The 14,667-nt window shown below is 41.2% G+C and carries 12 protein-coding genes and 1 pseudogene; 2 read left to right on the top strand and 11 right to left on the bottom strand.

Features of this window, described 5'->3' with window-relative positions:
* Positions 1 to 169: 169 nt before the first annotated feature.
* Both prsA and AEX56_RS01390 read right to left on the bottom strand, forming a co-directional pair.
* Complete coding sequence (gene prsA, locus AEX56_RS01395; protein ID WP_049617614.1) at positions 170 to 1,165, bottom strand: peptidylprolyl isomerase PrsA; 996 nt, start codon at positions 1,163 to 1,165, stop codon at positions 170 to 172.
* 64 nt (positions 1,166 to 1,229) lie between these two features.
* Positions 1,230 to 1,949 carry an O-methyltransferase gene (locus AEX56_RS01390; RefSeq protein ID WP_049617613.1) on the bottom strand — a complete coding sequence of 240 codons (720 nt, stop codon included), beginning with the start codon at positions 1,947 to 1,949 and terminating at the stop codon, positions 1,230 to 1,232.
* A 108-nt stretch (positions 1,950 to 2,057) separates the two neighbouring features.
* On the opposite strand from AEX56_RS01390, the gene AEX56_RS01385 reads away from it, so the two are divergent.
* Both AEX56_RS01385 and AEX56_RS01380 read left to right on the top strand, forming a co-directional pair.
* Complete coding sequence (locus AEX56_RS01385) at positions 2,058 to 2,579, top strand: transcription repressor NadR (protein WP_049617612.1); 522 nt, start codon at positions 2,058 to 2,060, stop codon at positions 2,577 to 2,579.
* Positions 2,580 to 2,670: 91 nt separating this feature from the next.
* Complete coding sequence (locus tag AEX56_RS01380; protein WP_049617611.1) at positions 2,671 to 3,216, top strand: hypothetical protein; 546 nt, start codon at positions 2,671 to 2,673, stop codon at positions 3,214 to 3,216.
* A 41-nt stretch (positions 3,217 to 3,257) separates the two neighbouring features.
* On the opposite strand, the gene AEX56_RS08770 is transcribed toward AEX56_RS01380, so the two are convergent.
* The 9 genes and pseudogenes from AEX56_RS08770 to AEX56_RS01340 all read right to left on the bottom strand — a co-directional run bounded on the left by AEX56_RS08770 (position 3,258) and on the right by AEX56_RS01340 (position 14,665).
* Positions 3,258 to 4,073 carry an HAD hydrolase-like protein gene (locus AEX56_RS08770; RefSeq protein ID WP_443031003.1) on the bottom strand — a complete coding sequence of 272 codons (816 nt, stop codon included), beginning with the start codon at positions 4,071 to 4,073 and terminating at the stop codon, positions 3,258 to 3,260.
* A 136-nt stretch (positions 4,074 to 4,209) separates the two neighbouring features.
* Positions 4,210 to 4,401 carry a hypothetical protein gene (locus AEX56_RS09435; protein ID WP_443031002.1) on the bottom strand — a complete coding sequence of 64 codons (192 nt, stop codon included), beginning with the start codon at positions 4,399 to 4,401 and terminating at the stop codon, positions 4,210 to 4,212.
* A gap of 193 nt (positions 4,402 to 4,594) precedes the next feature.
* Positions 4,595 to 6,397, bottom strand: a complete 1,803-nt coding sequence (gene pepF / locus AEX56_RS01370) for an oligoendopeptidase F (protein WP_049617610.1) — start codon at positions 6,395 to 6,397, stop codon at positions 4,595 to 4,597.
* A 129-nt stretch (positions 6,398 to 6,526) separates the two neighbouring features.
* Complete coding sequence (locus tag AEX56_RS01365) at positions 6,527 to 7,156, bottom strand: hypothetical protein (RefSeq protein ID WP_049617609.1); 630 nt, start codon at positions 7,154 to 7,156, stop codon at positions 6,527 to 6,529.
* Positions 7,157 to 7,227: 71 nt separating this feature from the next.
* Positions 7,228 to 8,123, bottom strand: a pseudogene (locus tag AEX56_RS01360) (competence protein CoiA).
* A gap of 218 nt (positions 8,124 to 8,341) precedes the next feature.
* Positions 8,342 to 10,405, bottom strand: coding sequence for a methionine--tRNA ligase (gene metG / locus AEX56_RS01355; protein WP_049617608.1), 2,064 nt, complete (start codon positions 10,403 to 10,405; stop codon positions 8,342 to 8,344).
* A 219-nt stretch (positions 10,406 to 10,624) separates the two neighbouring features.
* The gene (locus tag AEX56_RS01350; RefSeq protein WP_049617607.1) at positions 10,625 to 12,283 is read right to left on the bottom strand and encodes a hypothetical protein; all 1,659 of its coding nucleotides are present in this window, start codon (positions 12,281 to 12,283) and stop codon (positions 10,625 to 10,627) included.
* A 145-nt stretch (positions 12,284 to 12,428) separates the two neighbouring features.
* Positions 12,429 to 13,136, bottom strand: a complete 708-nt coding sequence (locus AEX56_RS01345; RefSeq protein WP_049617606.1) for an MIP/aquaporin family protein — start codon at positions 13,134 to 13,136, stop codon at positions 12,429 to 12,431.
* A gap of 14 nt (positions 13,137 to 13,150) precedes the next feature.
* On the bottom strand, positions 13,151 to 14,665 hold the full coding sequence (locus tag AEX56_RS01340) for an FAD-dependent oxidoreductase (protein ID WP_049617605.1): 1,515 nt from the start codon (positions 14,663 to 14,665) through the stop codon (positions 13,151 to 13,153).
* Positions 14,666 to 14,667: the final 2 nt, after the last annotated feature.

Genomic DNA, 14,667 nt, shown 5'->3' with positions numbered 1-14,667 from the left:
AAACCACCAAACGAAGGGCGACATGCAACCGCGGTACCACCTTCATTCAATGACTTTGTCATTCTCATTTTTTATGTAATTGTATCCTTTGAGTAGCAAGATAAGAATTGTTCATGGCTCGCATCGACCGCCAATTTTCTGAGGAACAAGACCTTATCCATTCTCAGGATTATTCAGCTTTTGAAGATTCTTCAATCGTAGAAGCTTCTGTAGAAGAGGCATCAGTTGATGAAGCTACATCAGAGGAACTTGAAGAGTTTTCACTTGAGATGTATTGTGAAAGAATGCTTTGGAAGGCATCGTCTTTCACTTTCACATTCGCCTCTTTTAGCGCTTTTGATACAACTGATGAAATAAATGTAGAATCTTTTTCTTTTGAAGTCAAAATGGATTTTTTCAAAGTATCTTTGTAATCTTCCCATTTAGCTGATTTTTCAGTCTTAGACTCTAATTTCACAACATAATAAGCTGTTTGGTAAGTTGTCATGTCTACAACAGGTACAACTGTTGCACCCACTTGACCTGCATCCAAGGCAAAGATGGCTGTTTGTAATTCTTTAGCAACCTTTGTTGACGTAGAATCAAAGGTGATTTCGCCGCCTTTTTCAGCTGTATCTGCATCTTTTGAATTTTCTTTGGCAAGAGCTGCAAAATCTGCACCTTCTGCTTGAGCTTGAGCTAATACTTCTTTCGCTTTCGCTTCATCTTCTAATTTAATAATGCGTGCTTTTACTTCAGGAGTGTAAGCATCATAAGCAGCTTTGTAATTTTCATCCGTCAACTCTTTTTCAGCTGCTTTTCGAACAGCATATTCCACTAATTTGTTGTTGCGAATTTGAGCACGGTAAGTTTCTGTTGTCAAACCTGCTGATGTAAGAGCTGCATCAAATGAATTGCCATATTGCTTAGCCGTTTTATTGTAAGCATCGTCAACATCTTTATCAGTGACTTTGTCACCATATTTATCTTCAAATACTTCTGAAATGACCATTTCAAGCAAGACTTGTTGAGCTGAAGTATTGGTTTTGACACGATTGTAGAATTCTGACTCTGTAATCGTTGCACCTTTCATGGTGATGATGTCCTTGCTATTTGATGAACAAGCAGCAAGTGTAACAGCAGCAAGAAGCGTCACAGCTCCTGCAAGGATTTTTTTAGTTTTCATAGAATTTGAATGAACTCCTTTTTTAATTAACCCTATCATTATAACACACAATCTTAAACTTAGCTTAATTTTCTGCAATTTCTAGGGTAACATTTTCCACATTTTTACGGAGCATGAGTAATCCATCACTGAATGGCAGGAGGCTAGCGGTCAAATCTGGATTGTCCAAAGTTGCATCAAACAGACGCTGCAAACCACGATAAATCGTCCTCTGACCACGGCGCACGTCCATAATATCACGCGACACATCACCACCTTGGAAAATATCATCCAATACAATCACGCCTCCGACCTGTAATTTTTTGAGGATTTCAGGCAAGAAAACAATGTATTTAGACTTAGCAGAATCCATAAAGACAAAATCATAGGTATTGTCAGACAAAGTTGGTAAGAGATCAAGAGCATCACCTTCCAGAAGCTCAATTTGCTTGCGGCTATCATATTTTGCAAGATTTTCTCTGGCAAATGACAACATTTCCTCATTGCGGTCAATCGTCGTAATCTTCGAATGAGGGCTATTTTCTGCCATCAAGAGAGCTGAAAAGCCAATAGCAGTCCCAATTTCCAAGATATGATGAGGCTGCAAAGTCTGCAGGAGCAAGCGGAAATAAGCCACGACTTCATGCTGAATAATGGGAATATTTTCCTTACGTGCAAAGTCTTCTAACTCTTTCAAGAACCCTATATTTTGCGCCTGACGTGTCCGCATAAAATCCACAATCTCTTCCTTGACAACAGGACGGCGCATATTGTGGTTTGCGTTTTTGGAATATGATTCAACCATGCCTCCTATTATAGCGTGTTTAACTAGCTTTTTCAAAGTTTTTATTTTGAAATCTAGCGACGAAAATGTCCATTTATGGTATGATGGAAACAAAGACAAGGAGGTCCTATGAAAGCAATAGAACGACGCCAGCAGATTATTGAGTATTTAACAAAAGCAAGTCATCCGATGTCAGCGAGTTATTTGGCCAAGCAATTATCCGTGAGTCGGCAGATTATTGTAGGTGATATCGCTCTTTTACGAGCAGAAAATCATGAGATTCTCTCTACGCATAGGGGTTACCTTTTGTCTTCACCTCATCATGCACATGCATTTTTAGGAAAAATTGTCTGCTGTCATAAATCACAAGATACAGAAAAAGAGATGTTGCTCATCGTGAATCAAGGTGGCATCATTTTAGATGTTCAAGTAGAACATCCCATCTACGGAATGCTGACAGCTGCTCTCAATATTCAGACAAGTGAAGATGTCCATAACTTTATAAAACAAGTAAGAAATGCGAATGCTACTCTACTCTCTAGCTTGACTCAGGGAATTCATATTCACACGATTGCCTGTACTTCCAAAGATGAATTTGAACAAATCAAGAAAAGCCTTTCTGCTGCAAAACTGTTGTGGAGTGAAGACTGATCAAACTATTTCTCCAAAAACCTTACATGTGTCTTGACACATGTAAGGTTTTTCTTTACAATAGATTTCAGTAAAAGGAGAATCTACTACAATGAAAAAAAGACAAACAAAATCACTCGCTTTCGCCGCTATATTGGTTGCATTTGGTATTTTAATTCCAATGGTTATGCCACTTAAGATCATTATTGGACCAGCCTCTTTCACTTTAAGCAGTCATGTCCCGCTATTTATAGCCCTCTTTCTCTCCCTTCCCGTTGCGGTACTGGTAGCATTGGGAACAGCACTCGGTTTTTTCATGGCCGGTTTTCCCATGATTATTGTTCTGCGAGCACTTTCACACCTAGTCTTTGCAATCGTCGGTGCCTACGCCTTTCAAAAATATCCTAAACTATTAGAAAAACCTTCTTTAACGTTCCTGTCGGCTTTCCTCCTCAATCTTTTACATGGACTTTCTGAGTTTGCTGTAGTGTATGGTCTGACGATCTCTGAAAATCCAAATCCCAATTATGTTTGGTCTCTTTTGCTATTGGTTGGATTTGGTTCATTGGTCCATGGGATCATTGACTTTTACTTTGCCTACTATCTCTGGAAAATTCTCAAAAATAGAATTGGTATTGATTTTTCGTTCAAAAAATAGCATAAATCCAGCACCTTCATCGGATGCTGGATTTTCGTTTTTTATAAATGAGAAAAAATAGCTAATTTTGGTAGAGCAGACAAAGATTGGATGAAGAAATTATGAGGACCATCAGGCTGGCTGAGGCTGATACTTTGTACATGGCTGTTGATAGCAAAATCCATATCCAACTTGCGGTCACCAATATAGTAGGTATCTTGTAGATTCAGGTTGTATTTTTCCACCAAGTAGTCCATGGCTTCTGCATCGGGTTTTCTGGCAAACCCCGACTGACTATGGAGACTTTCTGTGAAATAGGCATCAATCCACAGCATCTTGAGGACACGCTCTGTATTGTCACCCTTATGAGTATAGATAAAGTTAGCAATGCCTTTTTCTTTGGTCCACTCTAAGAGGGCTAAGCTATCCTCAAATAGACCTAATTCCTGATCTCTGGTCTTTAAATCAGCTGAATAAAATTGCTTGATTTCTTGAAAATCCAACTGGTAACGCTCTGCCATTTCTCCTAATAATCGTCCAACAGAAGCATTCATAATATATTCATAAACGACTCTTGCATCATATTCCCAACCAAAAGTTTGATAAGTGAGTTCCAAGGAACGCAAAATGGCAGGGTAAGAATCAATCAGAGTGCCATCTAAGTCCCAGACAAAAGTTGGTCGGGTTTCTTGATGGATATCTATCCAATAGCGAGTCAATTGCATGCCGTCTTCTATGTCAATGATGTCCTGCAAAATGCCACCAACAGACTCAATGGTACGACGACTTGGAACATTGTCTGCTAGAGCGGTGATAAATAGGTACTCAATTCCGCGCTTACGATAGCGATCAAAAGCGAATGCTAATAGCTTTTTCATGATGCCTTTACGACGAAAATTTGGTGAAGTTACATAGCCAATATGCCCACCGATTTGAGATAAAGTTCCCTTTTCCAGCTCCCATCGCAGGAAATTTTTCCTGCAACTTGTCCATCAACGAAGGCATAATAAGAAGTTACCGTTGACCAATCAGGATTATTCGTCTTCGTTTCCAAGCCTTTGTTTTTTCATAAAAAGCTGGAAAATCTTGAATAGGTTCTGTCTCAATGAAAGAATTCCTTGTCTCTTTTTCAGCTACTAAGAGCTGATTCATAGCTAGTACTGCTTCTTGGTCTTCTAGGGTGATGGTCCGAATATCTATTTCCATAATATCTCCTGATGAAAAGAGTCTGGGACAAAAATACTTTCCAGACTCTCTTGATGTGTTCAGTTTGAAAGTCGCAGTGGTTGACTGGGCTCTAATAGGCTGATAAATCAGCCTATTAGAGCCCAGTCAACTGTGCGGGGGTCGGACAACAAAATCGGATTTTTTCAAGATCATCGATTTTTGTCCCACTCCCTTATTTATGTGCGCCTTTTGCGACTAATTCTTCCAACTCGCTCAAGCGTTTTTCAAAAACTTTGAAGGCATCGTTGAGATAGTCTTCTTGGGTCATATCCACACCTGCTTTTTTGATGACATTGAGTGGATAGTCTGAATTACCAGCTTTAAGATAGTTGAGGTAATTTTCCTTGTCTTCTGGTGTGCCATTAACAATCTTATCCGCCAAGGCAGAGGCTGCAGCAAAACCTGTTGCGTACTGATAAACGTAGAAATTATAGTAAAAATGAGGAATGCGTGCCCATTCGTATTGGATTTGTGGATTTTCTTCCGCAGATAAACCATAGTATTTCTCGTTGATTTCTGCATATAAGTTGCTCAAGAAATCAGCCGTCAATACTTGACCTCCTTGGTCAGCCTTATAGATGGCTTGTTCAAATTCAGCAAATTGTGTTTGACGGAAGACCGTTCCACGGAAGCCATCCAAGTAATGGTTGAGAATAGCAAAGCGTGTTTTGTCGTCTGTGACTTCTGACAAAAGTTTTTCCGTCAACAGATTTTCATTGGTTGTAGAAGCAATTTCCGCAAGGAAGATAGAATAATGTCCGTAAACATAAGGCTGATTTTGACGGGTGAACATGGAATGAAGCGAGTGTCCTGTCTCGTGAATCAAAGTGTAGAGATTATCCAAGGTATCTTGCCAGTTTAGGAGCATGAAAGCATGGGTATCATAAGCACCACCTGAGTAGGCACCTGAGCGCTTCCCTTCATTTTCATGGACATCAATCCAACGGTCTGCAAAGGCGCGCTCTACTTGATCAGAGTATTCCTTGCCGAAAATGGTCAAGGTTTCTGCTGCTTTTTTCAAGCCGTCTTCATAACTAAATTTGTAATCCGTGTCTGAAAGTGGTGTGTACATGTCGTACATTTTGAGATCATCAATGCCTAGCAATTCCTTACGAAGTTTGATGTAACGATGCAAGAGTGGCAAGTGCTTATTGACCGCAGCCACCAAGGTATCGTAAACAGATTCTGGAATGAAATTGCTAGAAAGAGCCGCTTGACGCGCACTTCCATATTTGCGTAAACGTGCTTTCAAGTTGTTGACTTTAACGTTTGATTGCAAGGTTTTTGCATAGGTATGCTGGAATTGCTCATAAGTACCATACATAGCTTCATAGGCTTCCTGACGAACATCACGATCACTTGATTCCATGAAAGAAATGTAGTTTCCATGGCTCAATGGCACCAAATGACCATCTTCGTCTGCTACTTCTGGGAAAGAAATGCTGGCATTATCAAGGACAGAGAAAGTTTCAGATGGTGCATCAAAAATCTCGCTAGTAGCAGCCAACACTTCTTCTACTTCTTGTGACAAGACGTGGTCTTTTTGTGACAAGAGTTTTTCTAATTGGTGTGCATATTGTTTGAGAGTTGGTTCTGCCTCATAAAATTCCGCCAATTTTTCTTCTGTAATAGCTAAAAATTCTGGCTCATAGAAAGAAAATACTTGTGAATAGGCTGAGTAAAGTCCCAAAGCCTTGGCTTGGAATTCCTGATATTTTCCTTCACGCGTATCTTGGTCGTTTTTCATGGATGCATAGACATACAATTTCTCCAAACGACGTGAAATAGCCAATTGTGCTTCGCTGGTCTCTAAGAAAGTTTTAGCAGAATCCAGCAAATGTCCCGCAAAACCTTTAGCTTTTTCTACTTCAGCATGAAGGGCAGCCAATTCTTCTTCCCATAATTCATCCGTCGCAAAAATCGTCGTTAAATCCCAATGGTATTTTTCATCAATTTCATAGCGTTGTTTCGTCATAGTAAATCCTCCGTTCTTATCTACTCATTTTAACATAAAGGTATCTGACTTTCTAGTGAAATCAGGCCTTTTATCCTATTTTAGAATGTTCTAAAAAGGCGCTTTCAGCTTCAGCCATAGCTTGATCAATCAAGATTTGTACCCATTTACTCCATCAATTCCGTGATCTGCCAGCACTTCTTCAACTAGCGCAGCCTCAGCAAGATTTTGGATAGATCCCTTAACTTCTGTTTTACGGTGACGAATGGTAAAGTCTCCGCTATTGTTCAAACGAAGATGGTATCCATCCTCAAAATCAACTTCCAAGCCACCATCGGACCAATATTTGACAGACTGACCCGCACCAGTTGGGTGCTGATTTCCTTGATCTTGGTAATCCACTTCATCTCGATCCTTACCATTCTCATTGTGTCCTAGCGTAATCGTATAGAGATTTTTCTGAGGAAGATATTTAATCGTCAGCCCCGAATTGTAGAAGAGCATAGTGTTTTTATCCTGCTTCATGAAAGTGGTACCGTCTTTATAAACCACTACAAATCCACCACTATCCGTGTCTTGACCAGATTTTATCACTTCTGAACTATGGTCGCGTGATAAAAGGGCGAATGTTCGCTCACGGATTTCTGGCGCCACTTCAAATTGGTTACTGATGATCGTTTGACTACTAAATGGTGCCTTTGATTCATTGGTCGCAGATTTCTGAGTCGGGCTACTTGAAGAGGCTAAGTCTTGCCGCTTAACCTGTCCACAAGCAGTCAATCAAACACTAACTAAGAAGATTGGAAATAATTTCTTCATCCCTTACTTCCTCCTTACGTACTTCTATTTTTTTATTGTACTCTTTTTAAAATAGCTTGTCCATAATAGGCTGGAGGATAGAGTTTTTGCACATGGCGGCCAGAAATCGTTTGATAGAAATCAAAAAAATAGCTATAATATAGACTTAAATCCTGCTCAATTTGAGCAAATCCCTCTTGCGATTGAATGGGACGAATTTGGGGATAAAAATCATCCACCGACTTAGTCAATAAATTCTCCCCCTGCTCATAGGCTTGCTCCTGAATTTTCATCCACTTGGGCACTTGATAGTCGAGCTGTTTTCTGATGAAATGGCAGAGCTGATTGTCCATTTTGACTTCAAAGCTTGATAACGACTGCTTGCCATAGGGTACCCGCAAAATCGTCAGCAAATTCCCCTGCCCAAAGAGAAAAGTTCTGGTCAGATAGTAGACTTTCCCGCGCCAATCCTCATGTATCATGTAACGCAAACGCAGTTCTTTCTTCTCATTATCCAATTCCCATAAAAAGAAGCCCACATTTTGACTAAAGGACAGAAATTGTTTTTGAAGAGCTGTCACATGATCTTTGAGCCAGAGCGATTTTCCCAAGAGCCAGAGAACTTGAAAACCAGCCTGACGATAGTCTTTTGTTCGCTCTTGCAAACGTGAAATGGATAGAGACGAGCATTGAACTTCCAGCGCCAACGTTTCCTCCACTAATATATCCACCACCTGCTCAATCTGAGGCTTAGATGCTGTCTGGATTCATTCTCCCACTGAAAATGGCAATCTTTCAAGGAGATGTGTGCAAAATGTGCTTGTTTGACCTTCCCCTCTTTTAAGCTCAAGGCGGATTGACAAGAAGGACATGAAAAATCTTGCCCCTTTTCGACTTCTCTGTCTAAAACGTTGACCAGCTGACCGTGTCGATTCTTCGCAACAAACATAGGCACCTCCTATCTTATTATTCGCAATTTATTACAGCCAAGTAGGTATGAGCAGGGCATTATTTTGAAAAGTCAAGAGGACAATACAATTCTATCTTTTACTACAAACTGAAAGTTAATCCCAAAAACAATGCCCAGCAATCAAAAATGATATAGAGAAAAAGACAAACGCAGCGTTTGTCTTTTTCTCTATATCAGATGGCTTAGATGCCAGCAGGCTACCCAATAATGGCACCATTCGGCACAGATGAATCCACTGTCAAGACAGTGAGTTTGCCTTCATGTTCAGCTGATAAAATCATCCCTTGGCTGACGTATTTTTTCATCATTTTGCGTGGTTTGAGGTTGGCCACGATTTGGAGTTTTTTACCCACCAATTCCTGCTCGTTAAGGTAGAATTTCGCAATGCCTGATAAGATTTGACGGTCTTCGCCATCACCTGCGTCCAAACGGAAACGCAACAATTTGTCAGAACCTTCTACCTTCGATACTTCTTTGACTTCAGCAACGCGGATTTCCACGGCATCAAAAGTTTCAAACTTAATTTCTTCTTTGGATGATGTGAGTTCGACCTCTTCTGGATTCCACTCTTTTTCAAGAGCAGGTTTGCCAGCAGCCATTTGCGCTTTGATGTAGGCAATTTCTTGGTCCATATCAAGGCGTGGGAATATTGGCGTTCCTTTGGCAACAACTGTTACACCACTTGGAAATCCTGAAAGTTTCAAGTTGACAAGATCAAAGCTAGCCCCCAAGCCAAGCTGTTCCATGATGGCATTTGACGTCTCCATCATAAATGGTTGAATGAGGTGAGCCACCACTCGCAAACTAGCGGCCAAGTGCGCCATGACTGCCGCTAATTTCTCCTTATAGCCATCTTCTTTGGCCAATACCCACGGTGCTGTTTCATCGATGTACTTGTTGGTACGAGAAATGATAGTCCAGACTGCTTCAAGAGCACGCGGATAATCCACAGCGTCCATCTGTTTATGGTAAGTCGTCATACTTTCTGCGACAAGAGCTGCCAAATCAGCGTCAAATGGCATCACATTTTCCTTATAGTCTGGAATTTGTCCACCGAAATATTTGTTAATCATAGCAACCGTACGGTTGAGGAGATTTCCAAGATCGTTGGCAAGTTCATAGTTGATACGGCCTACATAGTCTTCCGGGGTGAAGGTTCCATCTGAACCAACCGGTAGACTACGCATGAGGTAATAGCGAAGTGGATCAAGCCCGAAACGTTCTACCAACATTTCTGGGTAGACTACATTCCCTTTAGACTTAGATATTTTACCATCTTGCATGACAAACCAGCCGTGAGCGATTAAACGGTTTGGCAACGGGAGGTCAAGTGCCATCAAAATGATTGGCCAGTAAATGCTATGGAAACGCAAGATATCCTTTGCTACCATATGGTTAACTGATGATGCCACCGTGAAATCCCACGTTTTACCATTTTCGTCAGTCCATGACTTGATTTCAGTCTGACCAGACCAGAACTTGTCAAAGTTGGCATGCTCAGCTTGTCCATAGCCTAAAGCCGTCGCATAGTTGAGAAGGGCATCGATCCACACATAAACCACGTGTTTTGGATTAGACTTGATAGGAACACCCCATGTGAAGGTCGTACGTGATACTGCCAAATCTTCCAAACCAGGCTCAATGAAGTTTTTGAGCATTTCATTCATGCGGCTATTGGGACTGATGAAATCCGGATGTGCTTTAAAGAAAGCTTCCAGATGTTTTTGGTACTTGCTGAGTTTGAAGAAATAAGACTCTTCAGAAACCAATTCAACTTGGTGGCCCGACGGTGCAATACCACCAATGACATTTCCTTCTTCATCGCGGAAAATTTCTGCCAATTGACTTTCAGTGAAAAATTCCTCGTCTGAAACAGAATACCAACCTGAATACTCCCCTAAATAAATGTCGCCCTGCGCTAGCAATTTTTCAAAAACTTCTGATACAACTGTCTCATGATAATCGTCTGTCGTACGAATGAATTTGTCATAAGAAATATCGAGAAGTTTCCAAAGTTCTTTAACGCCAACCGCCATACCGTCAACGTATGCCTGCGGTGAAATACCAGCTTCTTCAGCCTTGTTTTGGATTTTTTGACCATGCTCATCGAGACCAGTCAAGTAAAAAACGTCCTTATTCATGAGGCGTTTGTAGCGAGCCAAAACGTCACAAGCAATAGTGGTTGTTGCATTACCGATGTGCAATTTCCCAGATGGATAATAAATCGGCGTTGTAATGTAAAAAGCATTCTGTTCAGTCATATGTTCTTCCTTTCCGTGCAAATGAAACACGTTTTTCTAACAGTTCATTATATCATATTTTCTGTAAAAAATAAGCAGAGCTTCTGTCTTAAATCAGCAAAAAAGCCCCGGAGGGCTTTCAAACGAGTCATATATCGATTTCCAAAATGTGACTACTGACAAAAAACGGTTTCTTTCCAGAAATGTTGATTCCACTGAGAGTCCCATGATAGCTATCATCTATTCAGTCTGTTTGGGAGTGATTTTCACTCGGTTAAGATATTGGTCTTTTGATAGTTGCCCTGTGAACTCGTCTCCAGCTTTTAAGAAGGGCAATTGATCCGGCGTGTCCTTACTTGCCTTAATTTTGTAGATAACACCATCTGATTCAATGTAATAAACGGTCGTCCCTGCAATCATTTGGGTCCCTAATTTGTCAACAATTCCTGTGATGACGGCAGCAGCATTGTCTGCTTTCCCAGATAAGGCAGCCCCAGATAAAGCAGAGGTATCCACATCGATAAATTGAGCAATCAAGGTTTCAATGTCATTATTGACCGTCACCTGCTGATAATCTTCAGCATCTACAGTCGCATACGATTTGACGAGACCAGCATCATCCTTCAACGACACAAGGTAGTAAGCTTTGTTATTGAGTTTCACTAAAGTTGGGGCAGTTGCTGCATAACCTTTTTCCTGCACTTCTCCTTCAGCAGATTCTTGAGCAGCAGTTTCGGTAGCAGAGGCTAATTTATAATTAGTGACTTCTCGGGTCCGCATATTGACCAAAATAAAACCTAGATTGGATGAATCTGCGGTAGCTGAAGTAATACCCGTATAGAGATAAATATCGGAACCAATTGAGATGTAGTTATAGCTATCCGTCGTTTTCTTAACACCTGTCTGACTAAAGACTGTATTCCAAAAACCATCTTGATAGGTATAATAATCATCAATTCTACTTAGGACATTTCTTGCAGAGAAAACCCGATCAATCCATTTTGGAATGGTTTCTAAGGAGTATTCTTTGGTTTCACCTGTGACTGCATCCAGAACAATCGCACCTGTCGGATCGTTAGAGGATAACATAAATTTTGGCTGATAAACCGTTGCAATATAGTAAGGATTTCCCTCATCGTCTACTTCGAAAGATGGATCTCCAAATATGGTCGTCGGATAGCGGAAACGTAAGTAACGCATGGTATCTCGGAAAGCATATTCAGAGTCTGAATATTTCATTGGTTGATTCAAGCGAGCTAGTTCCGCTTTCCCTGTCGTTTGATTGACCTTGACATAGTAACCAATTCCTTCTTTACGATTGGAAAGCCATTTCCAAAAATTTTTATATTCTAGTGGAGAAACACGGTAGGGTTGGTCACCAATCGCAATCTGTCTGTAATCGTCAGAGATACCAAACTGCGATACTTTGTCAATGGTTCCCAAATAGGTATCTCCAATCTTTTCAGCAGAGGCACGATCCAATAAAGCCAGTGTTGAAATATTTGTCTCTGGGAAATCTGCCGTAAAGTCTGCTTCTTTAACTGTAATAATGTTGGCATAGTCTTTAGCACGAAACATTCTGGAGTTCAAAAAAGAAAGAAGAAACAGGAAAAAAATAAGCACAATAGATACAATCCCTAGCCATTTCAAGGACTTAGGCATATGAGAATGACCATCTGTTGTAACGTCCTTGCGTCTACCTTTCCGGTGCACTACTTGATCCTGTGAGCAGTTCAAATACCATGCTAACATCAACAAAAAAGCTAGAATTATTGCAGTTAGTAGAAATAGCCAAAAATCCATGCTGAGTGGATTAAGAGCTGACAGGCAAAACCAGTAAGATAGCAACATAGTGAGCCACCAAGCACCAATCAAGGTATGTTTTATCACCCGTTTCATTCTTTTAAACCCCTTTCATTTATTGTTATTATATCACATTTTTCAACCTCACGAAAAAATGATTCAGTAGCTGAACAATCGCATAGCACTGATGATATAGATTGACTAACTGTCAAACAAAAAAAGCCCCGAAGGGCTTTATTTCTTAAAAGAGTCCGTAAACCAATACTGCCAATGCTGCTCCTAAAAGTGGACCAACTACTGGAATCCATGAGTAACCCCAGTCAGAATCGCCTTTGCCTTTTAATGGCAAGATTGCGTGCATTATACGTGGACCAAGGTCACGTGCTGGGTTGAGAGCATAACCTGTTGTACCACCTAGTGAGAGACCGAGTCCCCAGATGGTAAATGCAACAGCAAGGACACCTAAGCCTGCTGGCATTTCATAGAAACCAAAGCTCAAGATTGCCAAGACCAAAACAAACGTACCCAATACTTCACTCAATAAGTTTGAAGCGGTATTACGAATAGCTGGTCCAGTTGAAAAGCTTGCTAATACACTGCCTGGATCATATTCTGCTTCATCGTAGTGAGGTTTGTGCATCAGCCATACAAGTGTTGTACCGACCATAGCACCGAGGAATTGAACGATTGTATACATAAAGAATGCACCCCACGTGATGTCTCCTTTAAGGGCAAATGCCAAAGAAACCGCTGGATTCAAATGACCTGCTCCAAGAGCTCCTGCTACATAAGCACCAACCATTACGGCAAACGCCCAACCAGCTGTAATGACAATCCAGCCTGCGTTATTATTTTTGGTCTTGGGAAGGACAACGCCAGCTACGACGCCGTTACCTAATAATACCAATAAAAGTGTTCCTAAAAATTCTCCAAATACATCATTTGTCATGAGTGTTCTCCTTTTTATTTTATATCCTTTAAATCATTTTCTGCAAGAGTTTCTTGCAAATGGCTGCGCATACTTTCTTTTTCTTCCTCTGACCAGTCATAGTAGACTGCCATTTCATGCAAGACCGGCTCTACCATATCATCCAATTGTTCACGCTTAAAGAGCATGTAATTGGTCCGACGAAGGAAGAAATCAACAGGTGTTAATGCCATTTCATAACGCATAGCATAGTGTAGTGACAGCGTATCAGCTAGGCTAAGACCAGATGCTGCCTGCAATTCATCTGCCAAATTATAAACTGTAGGTACATTTGAACCGTAGAGATTCGCCAAATAGCGTGACTCTTCCAAGCTGAGTCCTTTGACCAAGCCAAGTTGGGCATATGCTTCGATTTCTTGGTCCACATTGGCAGAATTCAAATCACCACCTGAAACAGTATAGGTTTTTGAATGAATGAGTTTAAACTTGCGACCAAATTCATCTCGTAAAATTTGCAAAATCATGTCCATAGCACCTTCTGCCATCTTACGATAATCGGTAATTTTACCGCCAGAAAGGGTAATGAGACCATTTTCGTCGCGTTCTAGGCTAGATCCGCGTGAAACTGCCGATGGATCAAGTGTTTTCTCAGAAAGGGAACCTTCCAAATGTGTTGCCGCTTCTTCGACATCTTTGCGATCCTTGTCATGTTCCAGATAAGATTGAACCGTGCTGATAAGATGATTGAAACTATCATCGCTCATCTTGCCGCTATTGCCACCATTTGTTGGACGCATAGTGTGGAAATTCGCATCCTTCTCGAGATTGCAGACGGTATCACTCCAAGGACCTGTCGTATTGATAACCAGACGGGCTTTCATTTCCAAGACTTGATCCGTCGAGAGATCGCGTGCTGTCACACCGGTGACTTTTCCATTCTCATCATAAAGGAAACCTGCTGCCTTGACATGGCTGGCAATGAGGGCTCCATCCTGATTAGCGCGTTTGATATTTTCGATAACGAGACGGGCGTCATTATTGCGGAAATCGAGATAAACTCCGCCACCGACCAAGCCTTCTTCTTGCAAGTCTGGTAGGCGCTTGAGAATTTCTTCCTTACTCAAAACCTTGTTGGCAAAAGGGGTATTGGACACATTTGCCAAGAGGTCATAGAGATCCATAGCGACTTTGAGGCGGAACATGCTAAAGGTTGACCCCGGCTCATCGTAGACTGGCAAAATCATTGGATCCGGTTTTGGAATATGTGGTGCAATGCGCTGAACAACAGCACGCTCAGAAACTGTATCGGCTACCACTTCGACGTCAAATTGTTTGAGATAACGAAGACCACCATGAACCAATTTTGTCGAGCGACTACTAGTTCCTTCTGCAAAATCCTGCGTGTCAATCAAGCCAGTGTCTAAACCACTAGCTGCGGCTTGCAGTGCAACTCCAGCACCAGTAATTCCCCCGCCGATGATGAGCAAATCAAGGGTGCGTTCTTGCATTTTTTGCAAGGATAATCGTCTGGTTTTTGTTGAAAATTCCATAG

The sequence above is a fragment of the Streptococcus sp. X13SY08 genome, from assembly GCF_001182825.2.
Taxonomy (GTDB): Bacteria; Bacillota; Bacilli; order Lactobacillales; family Streptococcaceae; genus Streptococcus.
Note: the sequence above shows the minus strand (reverse complement) of the source record. Positions and strands in the feature narration are given on the sequence as shown.